At 37.4% G+C, this 23,194-nt stretch carries 32 protein-coding genes; 22 read left to right on the top strand and 10 right to left on the bottom strand.

Translation table 11 applies throughout. The features are described from left to right. Positions 1-3: 3 nt before the first annotated feature. Together IPJ63_04005 and IPJ63_04000 are read right to left on the bottom strand one after the other, a co-directional pair. Complete coding sequence (locus IPJ63_04005) at positions 4-738, bottom strand: hypothetical protein (protein QQR76631.1); 735 nt, start codon at positions 736-738, stop codon at positions 4-6. Then, a complete protein-coding gene (locus IPJ63_04000) occupies positions 725-1,327 on the bottom strand; it encodes a nicotinamidase (GenBank protein ID QQR76630.1) in 603 nt (200 codons plus the stop codon). The genes IPJ63_04005 and IPJ63_04000 overlap by 14 nt, the downstream gene beginning before the upstream one ends. A 151-nt stretch (positions 1,328-1,478) precedes the next feature. Here IPJ63_04000 and nadD point away from each other — a divergent pair, with 151 nt between their 5' ends. Then, positions 1,479-2,048, top strand: a complete 570-nt coding sequence (gene nadD, locus IPJ63_03995) for a nicotinate (nicotinamide) nucleotide adenylyltransferase (protein ID QQR76629.1) — start codon at positions 1,479-1,481, stop codon at positions 2,046-2,048. On the opposite strand, the gene IPJ63_03990 is transcribed toward nadD, so the two are convergent. Next, entirely contained in the window at positions 2,045-2,725 is a 681-nt protein-coding gene (locus tag IPJ63_03990; GenBank protein QQR76628.1) for an NUDIX hydrolase, read from the bottom strand. The genes nadD and IPJ63_03990 overlap by 4 nt on opposite strands. Positions 2,726-2,728: 3 nt before the next feature. Continuing rightward, positions 2,729-4,705: an NAD(+) synthase gene (locus IPJ63_03985; protein QQR76627.1), complete on the bottom strand. Its 1,977-nt coding sequence runs from the start codon at positions 4,703-4,705 to the stop codon at positions 2,729-2,731. Positions 4,706-4,820: 115 nt separating this feature from the next. Between IPJ63_03985 and IPJ63_03980 the strand changes: the two genes are divergently transcribed. Beyond that, entirely contained in the window at positions 4,821-5,639 is an 819-nt protein-coding gene (locus tag IPJ63_03980; GenBank protein ID QQR76626.1) for an NUDIX domain-containing protein, read from the top strand. 26 nt (positions 5,640-5,665) lie between these two features. On the opposite strand, the gene IPJ63_03975 is transcribed toward IPJ63_03980, so the two are convergent. Further along, complete coding sequence (locus IPJ63_03975) at positions 5,666-6,274, bottom strand: phosphatidylserine decarboxylase (protein ID QQR76625.1); 609 nt, start codon at positions 6,272-6,274, stop codon at positions 5,666-5,668. Next, entirely contained in the window at positions 6,274-7,326 is a 1,053-nt protein-coding gene (locus IPJ63_03970; protein ID QQR76624.1) for a DNA recombination protein RmuC, read from the bottom strand. The genes IPJ63_03975 and IPJ63_03970 overlap by 1 nt, the downstream gene beginning before the upstream one ends. A gap of 85 nt (positions 7,327-7,411) precedes the next feature. Here IPJ63_03970 and IPJ63_03965 point away from each other — a divergent pair, with 85 nt between their 5' ends. Further along, positions 7,412-7,717 carry a hypothetical protein gene (locus IPJ63_03965; GenBank protein ID QQR76623.1) on the top strand — a complete coding sequence of 102 codons (306 nt, stop codon included), beginning with the start codon at positions 7,412-7,414 and terminating at the stop codon, positions 7,715-7,717. A gap of 83 nt (positions 7,718-7,800) precedes the next feature. Then, positions 7,801-8,109 (top strand): hypothetical protein, encoded by a 309-nt coding sequence (locus IPJ63_03960; protein ID QQR76622.1) that lies wholly within the window; start codon positions 7,801-7,803, stop codon positions 8,107-8,109. A gap of 34 nt (positions 8,110-8,143) precedes the next feature. On the opposite strand, the gene IPJ63_03955 is transcribed toward IPJ63_03960, so the two are convergent. Further along, a complete protein-coding gene (locus IPJ63_03955; protein QQR76621.1) occupies positions 8,144-8,866 on the bottom strand; it encodes a 3'-5' exonuclease in 723 nt (240 codons plus the stop codon). A 36-nt stretch (positions 8,867-8,902) separates the two neighbouring features. Between IPJ63_03955 and IPJ63_03950 the strand changes: the two genes are divergently transcribed. From IPJ63_03950 to obgE, 5 genes are read left to right on the top strand one after another with little or no spacing between them, the layout of a single operon-like run. Further along, entirely contained in the window at positions 8,903-9,361 is a 459-nt protein-coding gene (locus tag IPJ63_03950; protein ID QQR76620.1) for a GatB/YqeY domain-containing protein, read from the top strand. A gap of 13 nt (positions 9,362-9,374) precedes the next feature. After that, positions 9,375-9,719, top strand: coding sequence for a phage holin family protein (locus tag IPJ63_03945; protein QQR76619.1), 345 nt, complete (start codon positions 9,375-9,377; stop codon positions 9,717-9,719). Position 9,720: 1 nt separating this feature from the next. Then, the gene (locus IPJ63_03940) at positions 9,721-10,611 is read left to right on the top strand and encodes an MYG1 family protein (protein ID QQR76618.1); all 891 of its coding nucleotides are present in this window, start codon (positions 9,721-9,723) and stop codon (positions 10,609-10,611) included. A 7-nt stretch (positions 10,612-10,618) separates the two neighbouring features. Continuing rightward, positions 10,619-10,966, top strand: coding sequence for a hypothetical protein (locus IPJ63_03935; GenBank protein ID QQR76617.1), 348 nt, complete (start codon positions 10,619-10,621; stop codon positions 10,964-10,966). Positions 10,967-10,975: 9 nt separating this feature from the next. After that, positions 10,976-11,947 (top strand): GTPase ObgE, encoded by a 972-nt coding sequence (obgE, locus tag IPJ63_03930; protein ID QQR76616.1) that lies wholly within the window; start codon positions 10,976-10,978, stop codon positions 11,945-11,947. A gap of 24 nt (positions 11,948-11,971) precedes the next feature. Here obgE and IPJ63_03925 read toward each other — a convergent pair whose 3' ends face one another. Then, complete coding sequence (locus tag IPJ63_03925) at positions 11,972-12,916, bottom strand: ADP-ribosylglycohydrolase family protein (protein ID QQR76615.1); 945 nt, start codon at positions 12,914-12,916, stop codon at positions 11,972-11,974. Positions 12,917-12,999: 83 nt separating this feature from the next. Between IPJ63_03925 and gatB the strand changes: the two genes are divergently transcribed. The 13 genes from gatB (at position 13,000) to IPJ63_03860 (ending at position 21,580) form a co-directional block, all read left to right on the top strand. Beyond that, complete coding sequence (gene gatB / locus IPJ63_03920) at positions 13,000-14,430, top strand: Asp-tRNA(Asn)/Glu-tRNA(Gln) amidotransferase subunit GatB (protein ID QQR76614.1); 1,431 nt, start codon at positions 13,000-13,002, stop codon at positions 14,428-14,430. 5 nt (positions 14,431-14,435) lie between these two features. Next, on the top strand, positions 14,436-15,050 hold the full coding sequence (locus IPJ63_03915; protein ID QQR76613.1) for a hypothetical protein: 615 nt from the start codon (positions 14,436-14,438) through the stop codon (positions 15,048-15,050). A gap of 2 nt (positions 15,051-15,052) precedes the next feature. Further along, positions 15,053-15,538 carry a hypothetical protein gene (locus IPJ63_03910; protein QQR76612.1) on the top strand — a complete coding sequence of 162 codons (486 nt, stop codon included), beginning with the start codon at positions 15,053-15,055 and terminating at the stop codon, positions 15,536-15,538. A 2-nt stretch (positions 15,539-15,540) separates the two neighbouring features. After that, a complete protein-coding gene (locus tag IPJ63_03905; protein ID QQR76611.1) occupies positions 15,541-16,044 on the top strand; it encodes a DUF1003 domain-containing protein in 504 nt (167 codons plus the stop codon). Positions 16,045-16,131: 87 nt separating this feature from the next. Next, the gene (gene gap / locus IPJ63_03900; GenBank protein QQR76610.1) at positions 16,132-17,157 is read left to right on the top strand and encodes a type I glyceraldehyde-3-phosphate dehydrogenase; all 1,026 of its coding nucleotides are present in this window, start codon (positions 16,132-16,134) and stop codon (positions 17,155-17,157) included. 22 nt (positions 17,158-17,179) lie between these two features. Further along, on the top strand, positions 17,180-17,353 hold the full coding sequence (locus IPJ63_03895) for a hypothetical protein (GenBank protein QQR76609.1): 174 nt from the start codon (positions 17,180-17,182) through the stop codon (positions 17,351-17,353). Positions 17,354-17,670: 317 nt separating this feature from the next. Then, complete coding sequence (locus IPJ63_03890) at positions 17,671-17,988, top strand: nucleoside triphosphate pyrophosphohydrolase (GenBank protein ID QQR77026.1); 318 nt, start codon at positions 17,671-17,673, stop codon at positions 17,986-17,988. Between the two features lie 5 nt (positions 17,989-17,993). Further along, positions 17,994-18,317 carry a hypothetical protein gene (locus IPJ63_03885; GenBank protein QQR76608.1) on the top strand — a complete coding sequence of 108 codons (324 nt, stop codon included), beginning with the start codon at positions 17,994-17,996 and terminating at the stop codon, positions 18,315-18,317. Between the two features lie 6 nt (positions 18,318-18,323). After that, complete coding sequence (locus IPJ63_03880; GenBank protein ID QQR76607.1) at positions 18,324-18,770, top strand: RpiB/LacA/LacB family sugar-phosphate isomerase; 447 nt, start codon at positions 18,324-18,326, stop codon at positions 18,768-18,770. Between the two features lies 1 nt (position 18,771). Further along, positions 18,772-19,470: a hypothetical protein gene (locus tag IPJ63_03875; GenBank protein ID QQR76606.1), complete on the top strand. Its 699-nt coding sequence runs from the start codon at positions 18,772-18,774 to the stop codon at positions 19,468-19,470. Positions 19,471-19,489: 19 nt separating this feature from the next. Next, positions 19,490-20,353: a transketolase gene (locus IPJ63_03870; protein QQR76605.1), complete on the top strand. Its 864-nt coding sequence runs from the start codon at positions 19,490-19,492 to the stop codon at positions 20,351-20,353. A 1-nt stretch (position 20,354) separates the two neighbouring features. Further along, a complete protein-coding gene (locus IPJ63_03865) occupies positions 20,355-20,588 on the top strand; it encodes a DUF1653 domain-containing protein (GenBank protein QQR76604.1) in 234 nt (77 codons plus the stop codon). Between the two features lie 2 nt (positions 20,589-20,590). Then, positions 20,591-21,580, top strand: coding sequence for a transketolase family protein (locus IPJ63_03860; protein ID QQR76603.1), 990 nt, complete (start codon positions 20,591-20,593; stop codon positions 21,578-21,580). 28 nt (positions 21,581-21,608) lie between these two features. On the opposite strand, the gene IPJ63_03855 is transcribed toward IPJ63_03860, so the two are convergent. Both IPJ63_03855 and IPJ63_03850 read right to left on the bottom strand, forming a co-directional pair. Beyond that, positions 21,609-22,115, bottom strand: a complete 507-nt coding sequence (locus IPJ63_03855) for a hypothetical protein (GenBank protein QQR76602.1) — start codon at positions 22,113-22,115, stop codon at positions 21,609-21,611. A gap of 47 nt (positions 22,116-22,162) precedes the next feature. Continuing rightward, positions 22,163-23,170: a carbohydrate kinase family protein gene (locus tag IPJ63_03850; GenBank protein QQR76601.1), complete on the bottom strand. Its 1,008-nt coding sequence runs from the start codon at positions 23,168-23,170 to the stop codon at positions 22,163-22,165. Positions 23,171-23,194: the final 24 nt, after the last annotated feature.

Below are 23,194 nucleotides of genomic sequence, written 5' to 3'. Positions count from 1 at the left end.
AGCTCATGGGCCCCAAGTTCCAATAGGGTCAAGTCCGTGCTTCATCGCAAGACTCGTTTTGGAAGTTCCTTTGAACTGTTTGCCGAGTTCTTCAGCGGCTCTTACTACCATGTATTCATGAAGTATTGGCGAAGGTGTTCTGCGGTTTGCAAAATCTGAGAACACAACATTTTTGTGTTCTTTCAACCTTGCTACTTTTAGCGCAAGTCTTTTGATTCCTTCGGCATAGAATGCTTCGCGTTCGAGCTTGCTCTTGTTTTTGAGTTGAGCTCGAACATACAGACCACTAACAATACGTAGTATTGGCATTTCTGCATGCATAGAAGTGTTCCATGTATCTTTCCACTTTATATCAAGCTGGCCTTCATCGGTTCTTCCGAAACTAATTTCCGGGAATTTAATTCCTTTGAGGAAATTTAGATAATCATCGGAAAACATTTTGTCTCCGTAGATTTCAAGCCCTCGCAAGAAACGAAACCCTGAACTATCGATCCCGAAATTTTTAATCCCTTCGATTTGATCAAAGAAATCTTTTTCGGAAATAATATTGCCCAGCTGTATCGATTTTGTCCGATTGTTGAAGTGCCACTCAACTTCTGTTTCTTTCAATTCAGGATGATCCCAGATAAACTGGCCCATCGAGAATTTGTAGAAGTCATCGTCGAGTACTGACTCAACAATATTGCCTTCCATAGTCTCTTCATCGAGACGATGGAAATTAAAGTTATCGTTTTTCATTGATTACCTCCGTTGTTGTTGTGATGATTGCACCGGCATTTTGCATTTCTGCAATTGCATTTGCGCCATCATCGGGTTTAAGATTTACGGCTTTGATGGCATCTTCTAAAAGATACACACCATAACCATTTTTTAATGCATCCAGAACTCCTGCTTTTACGCAATAGTCTGTTGCAAGGCCTCCGATAAATATATCGGTAATACCCTTGATGTTTAAAATTTGAGCAAGGGGTAAATCAAGTACAGTATCGGTTCCTTCAAAAGGGGAGTAACCATCATCTTTTTTAGAAGTACCTTTATTGATGATTACTGTTTTTTCTGGAAAAAGAAGTCCATGTTTGAACTTTGCTCCACCAGTACCTTCGATACAATGTGCGGGCCAGATACCGCCGAATTCTTTGAAGTGGGCAGTATCTTTTGGGTGCCAGTCACGAGAGGCGATGACAAGCCAGCCGTTTTCGCGGGCAAGCTTGATCATGTTGTTCAATGGTTCTACCACACGATCACCATCAGTGACAGCAAGTGAGCCTCCAGGACAAAAATCGTTTTGCACATCTATGATTAAGAGTGCTTTTTTAGCTTCTTTCATATATTTGTTTTTTAATTTACTTAATGTATTATATACACTATATCATGCACTTTTTAAAAGTGCAACAAGTGCACATATCTAACAGTATTCTATCATATTTAGGTCATTTTGTCAAAGAGAAAGCTTTATAAATTTTGATATAATCCACCATATGAAACACATAGCTCTATACTTTGGATCTTTTAACCCGATTCATGACGACCATAAAAAAGTAATTCAAAAGGTCAGAAATCATGAAAATTCTCCAGATGAAATCTGGGTTGTTGTGTCTCCAATAAATCCAGACAAACCCGCAAACTCGCTTGCTCCTAGTGAAGATCGTGCACAGATGGTAGAGCTTGCGGTAAATGACCTAGATAGCGTATTTGTGTCTAGGGTTGAATTTGATTTGCCGACCCCGTCATATACATTTCAAACACTCAGGCATCTTCATAAAAAATACTCTGATCACAAGTTCTCGATTATTACAGGTACCGATGTTGTAAATTCTATTCCAACTTGGGAATTTGCAGATGAGATACTTTCGCACCACTTTTATGTTGTCGGACGTGATGGAAATATAGATGGGGAAATTCTAGCTAAGATTTCTTGTACCGAGATAGAACCTGTCGGTTCGATGTCTGCAACCCTGATACGTGAAAAAATTAAAAAAGGAGAAAAACCTGACAGTATTGCCGACGGTGTCTATGAGTATATAGTTAGTAAAAATTTATATTCCTAGAAAAACTTTTTTAGCTCAGCTGGTTTGTGTGAGATAAATTCATATAGTTTTGCAGGACGCTGCTTGCCGCCGCGAAGCATTTTCTTGGTTTCTTTGATCAGACCAAGTTGCATGAATTTTTTACGGAAGTTTCTTTTGTCTATAGCGCGTTCTAGTATCGCTTCATAAACTTTTTGTAATTGAGAGAAAGTAAAAAGTTTTGGAAGTATAGAATATGCAGCGTTCGTGTATTGAATCTTTGCTTGCAGACGTTTAATTGAGTAATTCACAATATCTTTATGATCAAAAGCTAAGCGAGGTAGATGGTTTATAGATATGAATTCTGGGCTCTCAGTTTTGTCTGTTTTTGCAAATTTGATATCTTCGATAGGCACAAGAGCAAAATAAGTAATAGAAAACACCGGAGCGCGCGGATCGCGTCCCGGTGTATCAAAAGTATAAAGTTGTTCTAAATATACATCACTACTAACCCCAGCTTTTTGCTTGAGTACTCGACGTGCAGCAATTTCTGTAGTTTCTCCTTTTAACAGGAATCCACCAGGAAGAGCCCATGATCCCATAAATGGATCACTAGCGCGTTTTGTAAGAAGTACTTTGAGTTCGTTGTTTTCCAAAGTGAAGACAACTACGTCTACAGATACCCACGGATTTAGAAGTTTTGATGTATCGAATTTCATATCTTAAATAATAACATTATTCAATTCTTCTATCCACATTTTGGCGCTAGCATCAGATGGCATGCGCCAGTCTCCGCGTGATGATAGTGTTACCGATCCAACTTTTGGTCCGTCTGGGATGATTGAGCGCTTGAATTGTTGAGAAAAAAATCTTTTCAAGAATTCCCCCAACCATTTACGGATTGTTTCTGTCTCATACTCTTCACCAAAAGCATATTTTGCTAGGTAAAGAATTTTTGATGGATTCTCTCCGCGACGTAAAAAATGAAACAAGAAGAAATCGTGCAATTCATAAGGCCCGACAACATCCTCTGTCTTCTGCGTTGGGTTATCTTTGTCTCCACGTAAAAGCTCTGGCGATATCGGTGTGCCAAGGATTTCATTCAAAACTTCTTCAATAGATCCACCGTAAACTTTGCCTGCATATCGTACGACATGCTGAACAAGTGTTTTTGGAACTCCACCGTTCACATTGTATGTAACAGTGTGGTCTCCACCAAATGTACACCATCCAAGTGCAAGTTCTGATAAGTCACCGGTTCCGAGTACAAGCCCACCGCGTTCGTTTGCGATATCTTGCAAGGTCATCATGCGATAGCGAGCCTGTACATTTTCAAACGTTACATTTTGTTTTTCGCCATCATGTCCTACATCTCTTAACTGAATTTTTGACCCATTTTCGATACTTATGCTTTCGAGTTTTATTCCGAAAGCTTCTGCAAGTTTTTCGGCGTTAGTCTTGGTCTTTTTTGTTGTACCAAATCCTGGCATCGTAATCAGTGTCAGATTCTCTTTTGGTAGACCAAGGATCTCCAAGGATCTTATAGCCACAAGCATAGAGAGTGTAGAATCCAGTCCACCTGACAGACCCAAGATGAGTTTGTGGATGTTTGAATTGCGCATTCTAGTCGCGAGCGCTGTCGCTTGGATTTGGAAAATCTCTTCCGTGATTTCAAAACGAGTCTTTTCGTCTGTAGGAACAAATGGTGTCTTTGTGATATTTCGTCCGAGCGTTTTGAACTTTTCGTAATAACAATTCATGTTTACGATTACAGTTCTAAAGTTTTCAGGATTGATTTCACGTTTCGACTCACCAAAACTAATATTTCGTCTGCGATTCATCGCTATCAAATCAATATCGATATCAGCATAGACAATTTGACTATCGAATTTGAAGCGTTCGTTTTCAGAAAGTATCGAACCGTTTTCAGCGATTATTGCATGACCCGAGAAAACTAAATCAGTACTTGATTCGCCTGGGCCAGATGAAGTGTAAACATAAGCACTTATCGTATCAGCTGACTGTTGTCGCACAAGGTCTCTTCTATAAGTGACCTTGCCTACAATTTCGTTTGATGCTGAAAGATTTGCAAGAATAGTCGCTCCAGCCAGTGCTAATTTTGAGCTTGGCTTGATCACTGTCCACACGTCTTCACAGATTTCGATTCCAAGAACGAGATTTTTGTTGTCCCTGTCTTCAAAGATAATGTCTGTTCCAAATGGAATTTCTTGTCCCAAATAATTTTTCTTGATAGTTGCACCTTTTGGAACATGAATGCCTTCTGTGAACCATCTTTTTTCATAAAATTCACTGTAGTTTGGTAAGTAGCTTTTTGGCACAATACCGAGAACTTCACCTCCTCCTATTAGAGCTGCGCAGTTATATAGCGCACCCTGATATTCGATAGGTAGGCCTACAATGAAAACCCCTGATAGGTTTCCAGTTCTACCTGCTAAGTCAAAAAGACCTTCAAGGGATTTTTGAATCATGATTTTTTGCTGAAACAGGTCACCGACCGTGTATCCGGTGATACAAAGCTCAGGGAATACAGTGATAGATGATCCATTTTGGAAACTTGCCTTGGCGAGCTTTTCTAGCTCGTCTAAGTTGTGGGAGATATCCCCAATTTTTAAAGAGGGAACGGCTGCGCCAACTCTTACAAATCCTAGTTCTCTTGGTGTTAGTTTTGCTTTTTTCATATCTTTAGTATATAGTATTTAGAGTATAAAGTACACTATCTGAGGAAATAATTTAAAATGACCTCAGGTCTTGATATATTGTACGAAATATTGTATACTTTGTCAAATTCATAATATGCCAAGAAGAAATTTAGAGATATTAAAAAAGGTTCATAATATTGCTAGAACAAAAAAGCCGGATAGTTATCCAGAAAGGTTTTTCGTTCCAGAAGATAAAGGGTGCTGGGCTATTGATTGGCCTGAGTACGATCCTCCATATTTTGTGCATGATTCTGTTCTTAAAAAGAGCATGGCTGGAGAAATTGAAGCCGAGGATGCTTATAAAAATATCAACCAGAGATTTAGTAAAGTTATCCATAGGATAGCTCACGATATAGAAGGTCGACCCCTTAATCCTTGTGGAAGAACAGGTATTAGAGGTAGAGGGCTTTTGTATCAATGGGGAGCCAATCGTGCAGTGGATATTGTCATGGTTACAGTTCATCCAAGAACTGGCTTGCTTTGTTTTTTAGCAATCAAACGCGCAGACAACGGTATGAATGCTGTTGTAGGTGGAATGGTAGACAAAGGTGAGTCAAAAGTCACAGCCGCTCTACGTGAGCTTGGCGAAGAGGTTCCTCAATTTAAAAATTTCGACCAGCGTCTTGTGAAGAGAATGTATAGGAAATATTCCGATGATTATCGGAATACCGATAACGCATGGATTGAGACAACCGTATTCTTTGCCTTTCTTCCGAAGGATAAATTTATCGACACCTTTTACGGTCTTGATAAAAGTGAAGTTGAAAGTGTTAGCTGGATTCCTGTATCAGAAGGACTTGCTCTTCATGCAGGTCACGAAAGATATGTTTATGATGCAGTGAGATATTTTATTGAACGCAACCACGGTCCAATAGAAGTTATCAGGCAATGCAAATTTATTTTAAATATATAAAAAGCAAACCGCTCAATCGAGCGGTTTTAATTTTGTGTTATTAGAGTTTCTCCGTCTGTAACTCTGTCGCCTATACGGATTTTTATATTTAGTGTATTAGGTAATATAAGTATTGTCTGAGATCCGAAAGAGATTTTACCGATGACTGCACCTTTTTTTACGAATTGATTTATATGAACTCGAGATCTTATACGTCTGGCTACAAAGCCAGCAACTTGGATTACACAAGTCGAAAAATCTCTACCTTTTATAACAGTGATTTGTTTTTCGTTTATGTATACAGAATCTTTTTTGCCTTTGCTGTGGATTACATTTTTGTGTTTTCCAGAAAAATGTTTTGAGTAGGTGACTACTCCTTCGATTGGTGCGCGCTGGACGTGGACATCGCGGATATTCATTTCTATTACAATCATTTTAGCGCTTGTGCCAAGCCCAGGAAGTGAGACAGAATTCTTTATTTTCTTTTTTACAAATTCAAATTTTGTCGGATCTATATCTACAATTTCAATTACTTTTCCTGAAGCAGGGGAAACAATTCCACTCTCTGGGATTTTACGTTTCGGAGCTCGGTCGAAAACTTTTTTTAATCCGGCAAGTGCGCTTGCGCCGGCTATTGTTCCAATTATAACTTCCATTATTCTTCTTTATCTAGTTTTTCTAACAACACGGGTTCAATTTCATTTTGCATTCCAGTAATGCGCAAAATATCTTTGTCTACTTTCTTGAGTTCTTTTCCGGCGTTGTTGTAATGATTGATTGTTGTGCCGAGAGCGTTCCCAAGTTTATTGTGAAAATCTTCATAAGATTTTAAATGTTTACCGAGTTCTCCTACACGTTTTACTATATCCTTTGCGCTTTCTTCTATTTGCATTGCTTTTAATCCTTGTAGAACAGTCTGCAAGTATGCAAGGAATGAAGTAGGTGAAACTATAATTACTTTGTATTTACTTGCAGCACGTTGAATAAGATTTTCCGTGTCTTCAGTAATTGCTCCGATTTTGTTTACTATCAAATCATAGTAGATCGCTTCATGAGGTATAAACATAAAAGCAAATTCCATAGTTCCATTTTCTGGTTGTATGTACTTTGAGGTTTCTACGATACGATTCTTTAGGTCGTTTGTAAAAACTTTCTCTAAGCGCTCTTTCTCGTTTGGATCATTTGTTTCTGATATTCGGTTATAGTTTTCAAGAGAGAATTTTGAATCGATTGGAATAATTTTGTCTTTTACAAAAACAGCTGCGTCTACAATCGTCCCGTCAGAAAAAGGATATTGCATCTGGTAGGATCCTGGGGGCATTACATTTTTCAAAAGTGTTTCTAGATAGTATTCGCCTAGTATTCCACGTTGTTTTGGATTTTTTAAAATATCTTGCAAGCTCTGGAGTTGGTCAGTAAAAGATACAACCTGTTTGTTTGTTTCGTCGAGTCGAGTTAGACGCTCTGTTATGTCGGCGATGATACGTGAAGTCTCTGTAGACTGGAAACGCATAGATTCGGAAACATGCTTTTGAGATTCACCGAGTTTTGCGTCTACTGTGCGAGTAAGTTCGTTCATTTGTTGCAACAACAGCCCCAGACTTTTGTCGTTGGTTATACTTGAGTTATCTTTTTTATTTCGAGTTAGAAAGTAGACTAGAAGCCCGGCTACTATTGCCCCAATGATTCCGAAAGTTATATTTTGCATTTGTAAATTATAACAAACATTTATGAGATTAGCTGCATTTGACGCAATCTGTATATAATGGTATTGTCATACAAATGTTCACACTATGAATAAATACATACAAAGCGTTCTAGAGTTCTTCTACGACATCATTTCAATACCTGTTTTTTTATTTCATTTCTTAGGAATACCATTTATATGGGCTGAGTTCACTAGTCGTTTTTTGGTCTTTATGACAGCCGGGGAGAACGTGTCTCACGGAGTTGCGATTTTGATATTTATACTACTTATAGTTCGTCGGATTTTTAAAGCGATGAACTGGGAGGATAGATATGATATGCCAGAATGGCTGCGATGGTTCGATCAGGACCTAAGACACAGAATCCTAAAAAAAATAAAAAATAAAAAATAATTTAAAATCCCTCACTCAGATGGGGGATTTTGTTTTATTGACATTTATTTATATTTAAGTATAATTATAAAAAATAAAGATCTATGCAAATTTCATCGTGTACTGCCGCAGGACTGGTTGTAATGGCAATACCATTTACATTCATTATTGCCGCATTTGTTTTGGCAAAAGCCTCTTGGTTTAAGATGGTGTGGGGTAAATTTATTTCCCCATTTCAAAGTAGCCGCAGACCTATTCATAGGCTTGCTTATATGATCGTTATCTTAGTGGTTTTGGGAGCTATTTTTTTCGGCATCCGAAGTACGCCGAAACCACAAATATCGGTCTACCAATGCACGTCACAAGAAGAAGAAAATACAACTGCATTCTTCGACTGTGGCTGTGGTGATTAATCAAGAAATTCAAAAACGACCCCTGGTGGTCGTTTTAATTTTTACCTAAAAAGTGATTCAAGGTGTAGATCCAATCTTCTTCGCCACTATCTACTGCAGATTTTTGGGCGAGCATCCATTCTAGATATCCGCGATCAATCTTTGCCACTTCTTCTACTTTTTGTCCGTTATATTTTCCAAATCTGAAAGTTCTTATAAGTGAAGGTGTTTTAGAAATTTCAATCATCTTTTCATATGTTTGAGATTCGGTTAGTTCCTCGCTATCGGCAATCTTGCGAAACAATCTTTCAAACAATTTTTCTAGCACGAGTACATCTCCAAGCGCATCATGTGCAGTTGCTTCAATTTCAATATCTAAAAAGTAGCGTAGATATTGAAGTCTATATGAAGGGATTTTTTCTTCTGGGTCTAAATATCTAGCTACGCGAAGTGTGCAAATAAATTTATCAGGAATCAAATCCTCTTTGGCGAGCATTTCTAGGTCAAATATTGCATTGTGGGCGACTACGATAGTTTCTTCTTCTTTGAATTTTTTAGCGAGAAATGCATGCTCCTCACTAAATTTGAAAGCCGGCTTATCTAGAACCATCTTTGGAGTTATGTGGTGGACGGCCATGGATTCTATAGATATAGGAACTGGGGGCTTGAAGAGCGCCTCGATACGATTTTTTCCATCACTATAAGCAACCTGGCAAAGTCGGTCTTTTGCTTCGTTGCCAGTTGTTTCTGTATCTAAAAATAGAAGTTTGTATTGCATATAGTAGATTCTACCATGATTTGATATAGTTAAAAGATGCAAAACCTTCAACAAAAAATAAAAGAAAGTATAAAAGAAGCGATGCTTGCAAAAGAAGCAGTGAGGCTTGAAGTGCTCCGAGGTATCAGTGCCGCTATGACAAATGAACTTGTTTCAAAAGGACGTACTCCACAAGATGCACTCACTGACGAAGAAGTAATCGCAGTTATTACAAGACTCGCAAAACAGCGCAAAGACTCTATTGAGCAATTTAAAAATGGAGGAAGGGAAGACTTGGTAAAAGAAGAAGAAGCTCAACTTGCTATACTTGAAGTGTATTTACCAAAGATGATGGAAAAATCTGAAATTGAAAATATTGCTCGCGCAAAAAAAGAATCTCTTGGTATCACCGATGCAACAAAAAAAGGAATGCTTATGTCTGAGCTTATGAAAGAGCTTAAGGGTAAGGCAGACGGAGGAGATGTAAAAAATGTAGTCGATTCATTATTTATTTAATTTTTTAAACAATATGAAAATTTTAGCTCATTGGCTCATAATCACACTTGCGGTTTTAGCTGTACCTTATGTCGTCGACGGAATACATGTTGATACATTGCTTACTGCAATAATAGTTGGTGCGGTACTTGGTTTTATAAATTTGATTGTAAAACCGGTAGTAAAAATACTTACCTTGCCTATAAATATTTTAACACTTGGTCTTTTCTCAATTATATTGAACGGATTGTTTTTCTGGTTTGTAGCAACACTTATAGACGGATTCAATATAGACAATTTTACAGCAGCAATAATCGGAGCGCTCATTGTATCTATACTTAGTTGGATCGGAGATAAGGTGCTTGGTGATAGAGATTAATATGGAGAAGATTTTACTTGCACACAATGGAACTTTTCACGCTGATGATATTTTTGCGTGTGCAACAATACTCGCAAGTTTTCCGGATGAGAAAATAAAGATAGTTAGAACTCGAGATGAGGAGATAATAAAAAGCGCAGATTTTGTTGTGGATGTAGGAGGTGTGTATGATGAGGGTATAGAGAGATTCGATCATCATCAGAAAGGTGGAGCGGGTATCAGAGAAAATGGAATTCCGTATGCATCGTTTGGGCTTGTATGGAAAAAGTATGGAGAGAAGCTTTGTGGAAGCAGGGAAGTTGCAGGTGCTGTAGACAAACAGCTTGTGCAAGCGATCGACGCTCCTGATAATGGAGTAGAGCTTTATAAAACAACTCGAGAAGATGCTTTACCTTTTGATTTTCATAATTTATATTCACTCTTTCTTCCGAGTTGGAAAGAGGTGATAGATGTTGATGCTGAATTTGTTAAATTGGTATCATATGCACGAGTTGTGCTAGATCGAATTATAAAAAAGACAAAAGATCTGATTGAAGCACAGGAGCTAGTGCGAGATATATACAAGAATACTTCAGATAAACGGATTGTTGAGTTACCACAATATCTTCCATGGAAAAAAGTTTTGACTGAATATGAAGATTCGTTAATTGTTGTATACCCGAGACAAGATAAAAGCTGGGGTACTGAGATGGTGCCAGCTGCGTTTAGACAATTTGAAAGTCGGATATATTTCCCCGTAGAATGGGCAGGGCTCGTCAATGAAGAATTGGAAAAAGTTACTGGAGTTGAGGGGGCGATGTTTTGTCATAACAAAAGATTTTTCTGTGTCGCAAAAACCAAAGACGGGGCCCTGGCTCTAGCCCAGCTTGCTTTAGAAGCGAATAAAATGTAGGGTAATTATGCAACTAGACATATTTAAGCATCAAAATAAGGATATTCCACAAATTCCACCTAGAAATGAAAGGGAACTTAGTGAAGTTGATAAACTGAAGAATACTCTCACAAGGATTGAAAGTATTTACCCAGAGCTTAAGGAAAAGTTTGTTTTGACGAATAAATATGAGTCTGGAGTAAGGGTTACAGTAGATCAAATAAACAAAATATACGGACAAGGTTTTGCATCGTATATGAGATCTAGTTTCCCAGATCACAAAGGAGATTATATGTACAACATATCGATATTAAATTCTCGAGAATTACAAGATCATATAGACATATTAGAGGGCAAGAAAAAAGAAATTAACTAATAAAAAAACATGAGATTTATTGATGAAATGATAATATCTGCAGAAGCAGGCCGTGGTGGAAACGGTGTTGTTCGATGGCGCCGGGAAAAATTTATTCCAAAAGGCGGTCCATCTGGAGGTGATGGTGGTGCTGGTGGAGATGTATATGTACGTGCAATACGTGATTTGGATGCACTATCGAAATATGTTGCCGAAAAGGTTTATAAAGCTTCTCCAGGTGAGGCTGGTATGGGTGGCAAAAAACACGGAGCAGATGGAAAAGATTTCATCTTTGATTTCCCAGTAGGAACTAAAATTACAAATCTTGGAACAGGTCTTGAGATAGAGCTCACAGAAGAAGGACAAGTAGAAAAGATTTTGAAGGGTGGTCCAGGAGGAAGAGGAAATGAACAATTTAAAAGTTCTCGTAACACAACTCCAGAAAAAGCTACGCCAGGTAAAGCAGGAGAGAAATCAAAATTTAAAGTAGTAGTAGAGATACTTGCTGATATTGGTTTTATAGGATTACCAAATGCCGGTAAGTCTAGTCTTTTAAATGCAATTACAAATGCAAAAGCAAAAGTCGGTGATTATGCTTTTACAACACTTGACCCAAACTTGGGAGATTTATATGGATATATCATCGCTGATATTCCTGGTCTTATAGAAGGTGCACACGAAGGTAAGGGTGTAGGAATAAAATTCTTGCGTCACATAAAACGCACAAAAATACTTGCACACTTGGTTTCTTGTGAGAACGGAATGAACATGATGAAAGCTTATAAGCAAGTTCGTAGTGAGCTTGAAGCTTATGGCGAGGGATTGTCTACAAAAGATGAGATAATAATTCTTACAAAAACTGACGCAATCGATGAGAAAGAATTGAAAGCAAAGATAAAAGAATTTACAAAACTTAAAAAACCGATTTACACTGTGACTCTTTTTGATGAGAAGTCTGTAAAGAAAATTTCGGATGAACTTGTTGCTTTACTAAAAAAATAAATCTGCCCATAGGGCAGATTTTTTTTATCGGATGAATTTTTCTTCAAATTCATCAATTATATATAACATTTCTTCTGGAAGTCTCATTCTACAGAAGCCCACCATATGATCTTCGGTATCTTTGTAGTAAGTTCCAGCAAGTACTCCGGCGATCATTGCCATGGTGTCTGTGTCACCGGCTAGTGAAAGCGCGTTGGATATAGCCTCCTTTGAAGACCTTGCTTCGTAAAAACAGATTATTGATTCAGGGACACTTTTTAGTGCTTCTGAATAAAAATTGTAATTTTTACGAATGTCACTCAATTTTCTTTGCATGTTGTAGTTTGGGAATCCGGATATGTATTTGTGAATATATTTTTTCCCAAATTGTCTTTTTGCTAAAAAGACTGCTCCGGCTACAGCGATCGCACCGTCGATTCCTTCGGGGTGGTCGTGCGTTACTCTTGCAGATAATTCTGCGAGTCTTTCAACATCAAGAATATCGTTTGATATAAAAGCTACAGGAGAAACTCTCATCGCTCCACCGTTACCAAGACTTCCGTATGGCTTTGGGTCGTTGCTCTCAATCCATTCACGGAACACTCTTCCATATCCAGTATTCGGATAGGCACGTGCCCATTTCAAATAGAATTTTTGGAAATCTGGATTTTCATTGTCTTCCAGTAGTGCGTCCATAGTTGCTACAGTGAGTACTGTGTCATCTGTGAAAAAGTGTGACATTTTTTTCCCATATACAAATTCTTCGAGTCCCTTCAATTTTTTTGGAAAGTATTTTTCTACACCTGCATGTATTTTTTCATACATACCTGTACGTAAAATCGGCAGAAGCAAGGAGTACTTTTCAGGATCGATATCTTTGTCGTTTAGAGGGTTGATCACTTTTTCAACATAAAAATATGCGAATTCAAATGGACGTCCCATCATCTCGCCATAGATACCAGAGTAAATTGGGTTATTTTTTATTTTCATAAAGGTGCGTTTGATTTCAAAGTACTATTTTTTAATTAGCATGTCAATTAATAGAAAAGTACTATTTTTGCTATACTTTTTTCGTGAGTAAAACTTTCTATACAACTATAGGTCTTGAGATACATGCAGAGCTTTCTACGAAAAGTAAGATGTTTTGTGCTTGCTTCAATGACCCTAACGAGAAAAAACCGAATACAAATATCTGTCCTGTCTGTATGGCGCATCCAGGTACTTTACCAGTGCCAAACAAAGCCGCTATAGAAAATGTGATTAAAGTTGGTTTAGCTATCGGAGGCAAGATTGCTGATTTTACAGAGTTTGATCGCAAGAATTATTTTTATCCAGATATTCCAAAAGGTTATCAGATTAGTCAGTATAAATTTCCAATTGTTTCAGGTGGACACTTGGCAGATTTTGATGTGACTAGAATTCATCTAGAAGAAGACACTGGTACATCCAAGCATGATAGAGGTGATTTTTCTCTGGTAGATTTCAATCGCGCAGGTGTGCCGCTTATGGAGCTTGTAACTGAACCACATACATTTGATAGTGCAGAATTGGCTTCAAAGGCTGCTGGAAGATTTGCTCGTGAGTTGCAACTTCTACTATTGGCACTTGGAGTATCAGAAGCAAATATGGACAAGGGTGAGATGCGTGTAGAAGTGAACATGTCTGTATCAGATGATAAAAGTGTTTATGGAACTAAAGTTGAAGTAAAAAATTTGAACTCTTTTAGAAGTGCTGAACGTGCAATACTTTTTGAAACAGACAGAATGATAAAGCTTATAGAAGCAGGTGAAGGGGATAAGATAGTCCAAGAAACTCGTGGGTGGAATGAGGCAAAGCAAGCTACTTTTTCTCAGCGTTCGAAAGAGAATGCAAATGACTATAGATATTTTCCAGATCCAGATATCCCGAAGCTTTATTTGAGCAAGCTTTTTGATATTGAAAATTTGAAATCAGAACTTCCGGAATTGCCTGCTGAGAAGAGGGAAAGATATCGAACTGAATTTGGGATTAAAGATGAGGATATAGAGAGTTTTGTAAATGATTCAGAGCTTGGGTTGTGGTTTGAGGATGTTGCAAAATTGTTGGGTGATAAAGATAAAATGAAGACTGCATCAAATTACGTTACTTCTGATTTTCTTGGTTTGAAAAAAAATAACTCTGAAATTAAAGTACCTTCATCTGAAAATTTTAGTGAACTAATAGCTCTTGTTTCAGATGGAAAAATAAGTTCCCGTGCAGCAAAAGATATTTTGGCGATGATTTCTTTGGACGATGAATCTCCGCTTAAAATTGCGACTGAAAAAGATTTATTGCAGAAAAATGACGAAGGTGCACTCAAAGAGATCGTACAGAAAATAATCGATGCAAATACAGAAATCGTTGCTACATATAAAGGTGGTAAGGAAAATGCACTCATGTCTCTAGTTGGGGCTGTTATGAAAGAATCAAAAGGCTCTGCAAACCCTGCAATCGTACAAAAAATATTAAAAGAAATGCTACAATAAAATATATGACAAAATGTGAACTATGTTCAATGGATTCCACCCATCTATTTATAGACAAGGATGGTTTGGTGCATAATTATTGCAAACACCATGCTCCGTCTGGATCAAAGAGAATAAATCAATCGAGGATTCTATCTGGCTTAAAGACTTATCGTATACTTTTTGTTTTGATTGGCTTGATATTTTTGTATATGCTCGGTAGATATTATTTTCTTTCAAACTACGGGCTAGACAACATTCTCAATGACTTTATGGCTGGCTTCTTTATGTTTTTTGGAGCAATGCAACTTTACTCTCTGTCTTCTACTAGTGAAGTTCTAAAGAAATACCATCCAATAGCACAGAAGTTTTCGTGGTATGCAGGCCTGTATCCTTTTGTATTTTTTTTCTTTGGCTTACTGCTGCATTTTCACAAGGCCTCTATGATCGTATCTATACTTACAATCCCAATGCTTGGTATTCAAACTCTCGGTATTATCAAGGTTTTAAAAAATGGTGCAGATATCAAATGTTCTTGTGCGGGTACAAAATTTTCCTTGCCATTGTCTTATGTGACAGTGGTTGAAAATGTGATTATGGTATTTATGTCGATTGCTATGATAATAATAAATCTAATATAAATATGAGTAAAAGAAGTATATTTGTTTTAATTTTTGTATTAGCTATGTCGATCCTAGCTTTTAAAGGTTTTTTTAGATTTGAAAATAGTGATATAAGTGAGCCACTTACCAACAGAGAGGTTGCGCTTCTTTGTACTACAGACATGGCAACAGAGTTTCATATCCATCCCAATCTGACCATAATCATAAATGGACAAAAACAAGAAATACCTGCAAATATAGGTATAAATGTTACTTGTATGAACTCTATTCATACACACGAAGGTGGTGGTGTGATCCACGTTGAATCACCGATACAAAGAGATTTTACACTTTCTGATTTCTTTGCAGTTTGGGATAAGCCTTTTGATAGTCAAAATATTCTCTCTTTCCAAACAGATGATACTCATACAATAGTTGTATCTGTGAATGGGGAGATTGTAGATACTTTTGAAAATACAGTATTGCGAGACAAAGATGATATAGTTATTTCATATCAATCAAAATAAATATGTACGAACCAAATAAAAAAATAAATTCAAAAACTGAAACCATTGTCGGATTTCGTGCTCGCATAAAAGACAAGAAAACTAAAATGGGGCGCTTTGCGGACATGTTGACTGAGAATTTTGGATCGACCTGGTTTTTGGCTATAAATACTATTGTTTTTATATTTTGGATAGTCTGGAATATGGGAATCATACCAGGCTTGGTGCCTTTTGATCCATATCCGTTTACTTTTCTTACAATGACAGTGTCCCTCGAAGCAATTTTCTTGTCAGTCATAGTTTTAATGAGTCAGAATAGATCATCAAAGATTGCAGATATGCGTGAAGAAGTTGATTTTGAGCTAAACTTGCGCGCAGAGGCAGAAATCACAAGAATATTAAATATGTTGGATGAAATCCATGATCACTTGGGATTATCACCAGAGGATGATGATGAGCTTAGGGAAATGAAACAGAAGACAGATATCAAAGAGATAAAACGAGCAATAGAAAGTGAAGATAAATAATCAAAAAGAGGCATAAGCCTCTTTTTGATTATAAGGAATACTAATTGCACACTATTGAACACAATAATCTAGTGTTATAATAGGAAAATGAAAAAAACACGAGTTGCCATAAATGGCTTTGGACGAATTGGTCGAGCATTTTTAAAAATTGCCTGGGAACGTCCCGAGATAGATATAGTTGCAGTAAATGACCTTGGCTCGATCGAGAGTCTTGCGTATTTACTCCGCCACGACACTGTATATAGAAACTGGGGACATAAAGTTCTAGTCGATGGTGCGGACTTGATTATAGATGGCAAGCGAGTGAAGTTTATATCAGAAAAAGATACTTCTAAACTTCCGTGGGGACCACTAGGTATAGATGTTGTAGTAGAATCTACAGGATTGTTTGCTGGTTTTGATAAAGCACGATTTCATATAGACCAAGGTGCAAAGAAAGTTGTGATTTCAGCTCCTGCAAAATCTGAGGATCCATCTGCTCCTGGCGAAACAATACTTCTTGGTGTAAATGAAGACAAATTTGGAACATGCGATATAACTAGTAATGCATCTTGTACTACAAATGCTGCTAGTCCTCTTATTGCTATCATGCATGAATCTATAGGAATTGAAAAAGCTATTTTAAACACAGTGCATGGATATACAGCGTCTCAGGCGCTAGTAGACGGTCCAAGTAAAAAAGATTTACGCGAAGGTCGTGCTGCTGCGCAGAACATCGTGCCGTCTTCCACTGGAGCCGCAATTGCAGTTACAAAAGCTTTTCCTGTTTTGGAAAACAAATTTGATGGAATATCAATCCGCGTTCCAGTACCAGCGGGATCTATAGTAGATATTACATTTATTGCGAAGCGCGATACTACTCGCGAGGAGGTAAATGAAATTTTAGTGAAAGCTTCAAAGGATTCTCGGTGGAAAGATATTTTTGCAGTTACAGATGAACCACTTGTATCAAGTGACATACTTGGTGAATCACATGCATCTATTGCAGATTTGGAACTAACTCGTGTTGTTGGTGGCAATCTAGTGAAAGTGATGGGTTGGTATGACAATGAAATGGGGTACACATACACACTTGTGGATCATGTGATCAAGACAGGGGAGACGATTGAATAATTTTATTAACTAATAAAAACACATGAACATAATTATAAAAATTCTATCAATTATCGGAGCGCTGACTTTTATTGTCGCTGGTGTAACTGGTGCAATGCAACCATTTGGTGATTTATTTACAAATAGTATTTGGTTGAGAGCTTTTGAGGTATTGTTGGGAGCGGTCTTACTTTATAATGTCTGGAAATTAAAATAGAAACAAAAGGTGGTATTTAAGAAATTTTAGAATAACAAATAAAGATGAAATTTTTACATCCCACAAAAAAACATTTGATCACTTGGCTTTCCGTTTTTGTTGCGAGCGGATTGATTTTACTTGTGATATTCAATAAAGGCGAAGATAATTCTTTTTCTGAGTTAATTCAAAGTACTACAAACAGGAATTTACTCGAGGTTTTTTTGTTGCTTGTAAATTCATATATCTTGTCTTATTTTATATCCCTTGTTCCAACTATTTCATCTAAAAAAGATGATTCTGTTTCGGAAAATATATCTGCAGTTCAAATAGGAGATATGGTAAAGATTTCTTATGACAAACTTGTTAGAGATCTGATCCCTGAACATTTGGCTAGTAACGGAGTTGAATTTAAAACACATATAGCAGATGATATAGAATATGAAGATAAACTGTTTGCTAAATTAAAAGAAGAAGCATCTGAGCTGGCTAAAGATAAGAATATTGATGAGGTAGCTGATGTACTAGAAGTTGTAGATGCGATCTGTGCTTACAAAGGTTTTTCCAAAAAAGAAATAGAACTTAGGAGATTAGAAAAATTTGAAAAGAAAGGTGGGTTTAGTAATAAGATTATTTTAGAAGAAACATTAAACTAATATATATGATGGGATTAAATTTTAATTTAAAAAAAGCACCAAAACCAATAAATACAACAAGCGAAGAGCTCAAGGTGCCTATGAAGGTTCTAAAAACTGTTGAAGGTGGAGGTAATTTGGTAAAAAAATATTTTAACCCAAAACTAAACATAAGTTATGAAATTGAATTCATAGAGGAGCAAGATGAAAATGGGGTTACAAAAATAAAAAAATTATTGAAAAATGTATCACCTGTTGATCTAGGTACGGTATTTAAATTAAAAGATAGTGGTCCATTGGATAGAGAAGATTATATAGTGAGTGAGACTTATCCAAAGGATACGAATTAATTATTTATGAAAAAGATATACATAGGTTCAGATCACGCAGGCTTTGAGCTAAAAGAAAAATTAAAGCCCTTTGTCACTTCGCTCGGGTACGAGGTAATTGATCTAGGTTCTGATACGTATGATTCACAAGATGATTATCCTGATATGTGTAAACCTGTTGCCGTAGCAGTGGCAAACGAAGCTCTGTCTCGTGGAATTGTTTTGGGCGGTTCTGGACAAGGGGAGGCTATAGTTGCAAATCGTGTAAAAGGAATTCGGGCCTGTGTTTATTATGGAGGTCCACTTGATATTATAGCGCTCTCTCGAGAACACAATGATTCAAATATATTGTCTATCGGAGCTCGAATGATACTTGAAAGTGAAGCTATGGAAGCGGTTAAGCTCTGGCTCGATAGACCTTTTTCAGGTGACGAGCGTCATGTACGAAGAATTAATAAAATTGACCAAGAATAATATGAGTGTAGAAATAATTCCTGCAATTATGCCGAAGGGCATAGAAGATATTAAGTCAAAAATCGGATTAGTTTCTGATCTTGTTTCTACTATTCAACTAGATTTAATGGATGGAGATTTTGTTCCAAATCAGACTTGGCCGTATAACGGAAACGATGATTATCAATTTGAGCAGATTCTCGCTGAAGAAGAAGGACTACCTTTTTGGGATAGAGTAGATTTCGAATTTGATTTGATGGTTAGGAATTCTGAAAAACAATTTGATACTTTTATAAAAATGGGTGCAAAGAGGGTGGTTTTTCATCTAGAGGCTGAAAATTCTGAACCTGGCGCTTTCAAGGAATTTATAGAAGCGATCGATGTGTATACTCGTGAAATTTTAAAAATTGGCATATCGATTGGAATGGATACACCTCTTGAGGATATATATCCGTTTTTGAATCATGTAGATTTTGTTCAGCTTATGGGTATAGATGAAATAGGTTTTCAAGGTGAAGAGTTCGATGAGCGAGTTCTAGACAGGATTCGCCTCCTCCGAAGTCAATATAAAGATTTGTCTATTAGTGTAGATGGCTCTGTAAATTTAGAAACTGCGCCGAAGATAATAGATGCAGGTGCAAATATACTTGTAGTTGGTTCTGCAATTTGGAAATCACAAGATCCTCGTGCAGTTATAATTGCTCTAAAAGATCTAGGATAATGCTATAATATTTTTATAGATGTTGAGTGATAAAAAAATCGAAGAGCTTGAATTAAAGGCAAACGATATTCGTAAGTCTATAATTGAAATGTTACTAGAAGCTGGAAGTGGTCATACTGCTGGACCTTTAGGTATGAGTGATATTTTTACTCTACTTTTTTTTCATATACTAAAACATGATCCTAAAAAGTCTGATTGGTCAGAGCGTGATCGAGTGGTGTTATCAAACGGACATATTTGTCCTGTGTACTATGCGACTATGGCGCACGCGGGGTATTTTCCTCTGGAAGAATTGAAAACTTTACGGAAGTTTGGTTCTCGCTTGCAAGGCCATCCTCATCGTGAATTCATGCCTTGGCTTGAGACAAGTTCTGGACCTCTTGGTTCAGGGCTCTCGCAAGCAGTTGGTATGGCAATAGCAGATAGAATAGACAACACTAACAGAAGCGATAAATATTTTTATTGCTTGTTAGGTGATGGTGAGCTAAACGAAGGAAACAATTGGGAAGCCGTGATGCTTGGTGCAAAGGAAAGACTCCACAATCTGATCGCTATAGTTGATAGAAATAATATTCAAATAGATGGATATACCGAAGACATAATGCCGCTCGATGATTTGGTAAAAAAATTCGAGAGTTTTAACTGGCATGTTCAGGAAGTAGATGGACATAATTTTTTGGCGATGGAGTCTGCGATCATGAAAGCAAAAGCAGTTTATGAAAAACCATCAATCATAATCGCACGTACAATTCCAGGTAAAGGTGTAAAAGAATTTGAACGAGATTTCAAATGGCATGGAATTCCGCCAAACAAGGAGCAGGCTGATATGGCATTAAAAGAACTTCGAACTTTGGGAGGGAAAATTAAAAGTGAGCATCAATAATATGGAAATTAAACCTGGACAAATTTGGAAACACTACAAAGGAGATACGTACAAGATAGTAACTCTTGCTAAATTTAAAGACGCGGACCTGACAGATGTTGTAGTTTACGAGAGACTTACTGATCTAGCGCATACAGGCTGGAGAATATACTGTAGGAACAAAGATAATTTTTTAGGTAAAAAAGATATAGATGGAAAAAGTATAGAAAGATTTACTTTTGTAAGTGAAAATTAAAAATGTTAAATCCTAAATTAAAACTGAATACAAAACTTTTCAATGATGATGTGGAACAAATTCCAATTCGTTCTGGCTTTGGTGATGGCTTAGTAAAAGCTGGGGAAGAAGATAAAAATGTTGTAGCGCTCTGTGCTGATCTGACTGAGAGTACAAAGATGGATAAGTTTAAGGCAAAATTTCCGGAAAGATTTGTAGAGATTGGTGTAGCAGAACAAAATCTTGTAACTGTTGCTTCAGGTATGGCTGCGATGGGGAAGGTTCCATTTTGCTCTAGTTATGCAATGTTTTCTCCTGGAAGAAACTGGGAACAGATACGCACTACTATCGCTTACAATGATCGACCGGTGGTAATCGTCGGAAGTCATGCAGGAATCTCTGTCGGCCCAGACGGTGGAACGCACCAGGCTATCGAAGACATGGCTATCATGCGCACGATGCCAAACATGGTTGTAATTTCGCCATGTGACGCAACAGAGGCTCGCAAAGCAACTTTGGCACTTGCGAAGCTTGGAAAGCCTGCATACTTACGCCTTGCTCGTGAGAAGACTGGTATTATGACAACAGATGAGACTCCATTTGAAATTGGTAAGTCACAAATCTTTTATGAACCAGACGGCATCGCACATGTTGGTGTGATCGCAACTGGTGCACTTGTTCGAAATGCAATACTCGCTGCACGCGATTTAGAAAAAAAAGGAATAAAAGTGAAAGTGATGAATCTTGCAACAATCAAGCCGATAGATAGGAGTGGAATCATAGCGCTCGCAAAAGAAACAAAACATATCGTGACTGTAGAGGAACATCAGGTTATGGGAGGTATGGGTTCAGCTGTGGCGGAAGTACTCGCAGAGGAGTTCCCAGTACCAATAGAATTTATCGGAGTAAAAGATAAGTTTGGTCAGTCAGGAACGCCTCTTGAGCTCATAGAGCACTATGGTATGGGACGCGAAGCTATAAAAGACGCAATACAAAAAGTTTTGAATAGATAAATTAAAAGGTCCCAAATGGGACCTTTTTTTAGTTTAGAAGTCTATTTCGCATTTCCATAAGTGTATTATGGGAACGTTCTTGAGTAGACTTCATAGAAAAAATTTTTTCTTCTATTTTCTTTAATTCGTCTTGTAGATATTGCCGAGATATATTTAGCTCCGCAAGAATCCAGTCGAGGCATTCAGCTTTAGCTGTTTCTTTTTTTGATAGATGCGATTTTTTCATTGCGCAGATATCACGAAATAAATTTATATCATTTAGATGCCATATCAACACTTTTCGGATTTCCAGTTCAGTGTCGATGTCTCTTAGAAGCGTTCTTAAAATTGCTTCTTTGCATACGATATCTCTGTTTATTTCTTTCCATCGCAAGGGTAGGTTTTCCCCAATAGATTCAATATAAGGAAGGAATATTTTGAATCTTCCTCCAGTTATATGAGTCTTTCCCTCGCTACTTTTTATACAAAAATTTATCGCTCTTTCTGCTGAATCAAAAGAAAGGCGTTTCAATGTACCTTCTGTAAGTTCTCCCATCTTTTTACTTTTTTAAAACTATACTAGGAAATTCTAGTTTGGTCAAACTAGTTACGCAGGTTTTTGAGTTTGTAGTCGCTAGGTGCTTGTGCGAGAAGCTCTTCGATTTTGTTTTTTGTTAATAGTCCTTTTTGCGCGCCGACTTGTAGTGTTACTGACATTGCGTTTATAGGTGCCCAATACAGAGCTTCTTTTAGACTTTTACCCATAGCAATTGTACTTGCGATAGTTGAAGCAAAAGCATCACCCGCTCCAGTGCGCTCAAAAGGTGTGTGAGGGTATACTGGCATAAACCAGCTTGTTCCAGATTCTTCTCGTGCATATGCACCCGCTATCCCGTCAGTCATTACGATTATCTTTGGTCCAAGTACGTGAAGCATGTCCATAAGTTTCAACTTGTCTGTTTCGGTTGAGTTTAGAATTCTCTGTGCTTCTTCTACGTTACAGAAAAATATTTCCGTAACTGAATAGATGTGTTTCAGTTTTTCAGTTCCTAGTTTTATTTGGAAAGTTCCCGGTTGAAATGCGAGCTTAGTTTCTGGATGAGATTTTAAATAATTTGCGATTTCTTCATGAAATTCTACAGAATTCTCACCGAGAGATGTTAGATATATCCACTTTGGAGCTCGCATATTTTTTGGAAGAGAGTGGGGGAATGGTGCATGCTTTACAAGTATTGTTCGCTCCACGTCATACCAAAGTACATAGTGATAGTTTGTTGGGAATTCACTATTGGTGCGCATATAATCTGTAGAAACTCCATTTTTTTCTAGAGCCATCAGACAGTCTTTTCCGTTTTGGTCATCTCCAACGGTTGACACTAGAGCACTTTTTAAACCAAGTCGACTTGCAGATACGGCCGCATTTGCACAGTTTCCAACAGCAGGAATTATTTCTACAGATTCAAATGGTACTTTGTCTCCAAAGCGCACACAAAGCTCACATGCACTCTGGTCGAGCTTGCAGTGTGTAGATGCATCTTTTAGTTTTATAAATGCGTCGGTTACAATATCTCCGATCGCGACAAAGTCATAGGGTTTTTTACTAAATAACATATGGATATTATAACAGAGTTTGAG

The organism is Candidatus Nomurabacteria bacterium (genome assembly GCA_016699365.1).
Classification (GTDB): Bacteria; Patescibacteriota; Minisyncoccia; order Phycocordibacterales; family UBA9973; genus CAZLWF01.
Note: the sequence above shows the minus strand (reverse complement) of the source record. Positions and strands in the feature narration are given on the sequence as shown.

What these genes read in the sequence shown, in the direction of transcription:
- IPJ63_04005 (QQR76631.1), bottom strand. Translation starts at nt 738, where the DNA reads ATGAAAAACGATAACTTTAATTTCCATCGTCTCGATGAAGAGACTATG.
- IPJ63_04000 (QQR76630.1), bottom strand. Translation starts at nt 1,327, where the DNA reads ATGAAAGAAGCTAAAAAAGCACTCTTAATCATAGATGTGCAAAACGAT.
- nadD (QQR76629.1), top strand. Translation starts at nt 1,479, where the DNA reads ATGAAACACATAGCTCTATACTTTGGATCTTTTAACCCGATTCATGAC.
- IPJ63_03990 (QQR76628.1), bottom strand. Translation starts at nt 2,725, where the DNA reads ATGAAATTCGATACATCAAAACTTCTAAATCCGTGGGTATCTGTAGAC.
- IPJ63_03985 (QQR76627.1), bottom strand. Translation starts at nt 4,705, where the DNA reads ATGAAAAAAGCAAAACTAACACCAAGAGAACTAGGATTTGTAAGAGTT.
- IPJ63_03980 (QQR76626.1), top strand. Translation starts at nt 4,821, where the DNA reads ATGCCAAGAAGAAATTTAGAGATATTAAAAAAGGTTCATAATATTGCT.
- IPJ63_03975 (QQR76625.1), bottom strand. Translation starts at nt 6,274, where the DNA reads ATGGAAGTTATAATTGGAACAATAGCCGGCGCAAGCGCACTTGCCGGA.
- IPJ63_03970 (QQR76624.1), bottom strand. Translation starts at nt 7,326, where the DNA reads ATGCAAAATATAACTTTCGGAATCATTGGGGCAATAGTAGCCGGGCTT.
- IPJ63_03965 (QQR76623.1), top strand. Translation starts at nt 7,412, where the DNA reads ATGAATAAATACATACAAAGCGTTCTAGAGTTCTTCTACGACATCATT.
- IPJ63_03960 (QQR76622.1), top strand. Translation starts at nt 7,801, where the DNA reads ATGCAAATTTCATCGTGTACTGCCGCAGGACTGGTTGTAATGGCAATA.
- IPJ63_03955 (QQR76621.1), bottom strand. Translation starts at nt 8,866, where the DNA reads ATGCAATACAAACTTCTATTTTTAGATACAGAAACAACTGGCAACGAA.
- IPJ63_03950 (QQR76620.1), top strand. Translation starts at nt 8,903, where the DNA reads ATGCAAAACCTTCAACAAAAAATAAAAGAAAGTATAAAAGAAGCGATG.
- IPJ63_03945 (QQR76619.1), top strand. Translation starts at nt 9,375, where the DNA reads ATGAAAATTTTAGCTCATTGGCTCATAATCACACTTGCGGTTTTAGCT.
- IPJ63_03940 (QQR76618.1), top strand. Translation starts at nt 9,721, where the DNA reads ATGGAGAAGATTTTACTTGCACACAATGGAACTTTTCACGCTGATGAT.
- IPJ63_03935 (QQR76617.1), top strand. Translation starts at nt 10,619, where the DNA reads ATGCAACTAGACATATTTAAGCATCAAAATAAGGATATTCCACAAATT.
- obgE (QQR76616.1), top strand. Translation starts at nt 10,976, where the DNA reads ATGAGATTTATTGATGAAATGATAATATCTGCAGAAGCAGGCCGTGGT.
- IPJ63_03925 (QQR76615.1), bottom strand. Translation starts at nt 12,916, where the DNA reads ATGAAAATAAAAAATAACCCAATTTACTCTGGTATCTATGGCGAGATG.
- IPJ63_03915 (QQR76613.1), top strand. Translation starts at nt 14,436, where the DNA reads ATGACAAAATGTGAACTATGTTCAATGGATTCCACCCATCTATTTATA.
- IPJ63_03910 (QQR76612.1), top strand. Translation starts at nt 15,053, where the DNA reads ATGAGTAAAAGAAGTATATTTGTTTTAATTTTTGTATTAGCTATGTCG.
- IPJ63_03905 (QQR76611.1), top strand. Translation starts at nt 15,541, where the DNA reads ATGTACGAACCAAATAAAAAAATAAATTCAAAAACTGAAACCATTGTC.
- gap (QQR76610.1), top strand. Translation starts at nt 16,132, where the DNA reads ATGAAAAAAACACGAGTTGCCATAAATGGCTTTGGACGAATTGGTCGA.
- IPJ63_03895 (QQR76609.1), top strand. Translation starts at nt 17,180, where the DNA reads ATGAACATAATTATAAAAATTCTATCAATTATCGGAGCGCTGACTTTT.
- IPJ63_03890 (QQR77026.1), top strand. Translation starts at nt 17,671, where the DNA reads ATGGTAAAGATTTCTTATGACAAACTTGTTAGAGATCTGATCCCTGAA.
- IPJ63_03885 (QQR76608.1), top strand. Translation starts at nt 17,994, where the DNA reads ATGATGGGATTAAATTTTAATTTAAAAAAAGCACCAAAACCAATAAAT.
- IPJ63_03880 (QQR76607.1), top strand. Translation starts at nt 18,324, where the DNA reads ATGAAAAAGATATACATAGGTTCAGATCACGCAGGCTTTGAGCTAAAA.
- IPJ63_03875 (QQR76606.1), top strand. Translation starts at nt 18,772, where the DNA reads ATGAGTGTAGAAATAATTCCTGCAATTATGCCGAAGGGCATAGAAGAT.
- IPJ63_03870 (QQR76605.1), top strand. Translation starts at nt 19,490, where the DNA reads ATGTTGAGTGATAAAAAAATCGAAGAGCTTGAATTAAAGGCAAACGAT.
- IPJ63_03865 (QQR76604.1), top strand. Translation starts at nt 20,355, where the DNA reads ATGGAAATTAAACCTGGACAAATTTGGAAACACTACAAAGGAGATACG.
- IPJ63_03860 (QQR76603.1), top strand. Translation starts at nt 20,591, where the DNA reads ATGTTAAATCCTAAATTAAAACTGAATACAAAACTTTTCAATGATGAT.
- IPJ63_03855 (QQR76602.1), bottom strand. Translation starts at nt 22,115, where the DNA reads ATGGGAGAACTTACAGAAGGTACATTGAAACGCCTTTCTTTTGATTCA.
- IPJ63_03850 (QQR76601.1), bottom strand. Translation starts at nt 23,170, where the DNA reads ATGTTATTTAGTAAAAAACCCTATGACTTTGTCGCGATCGGAGATATT.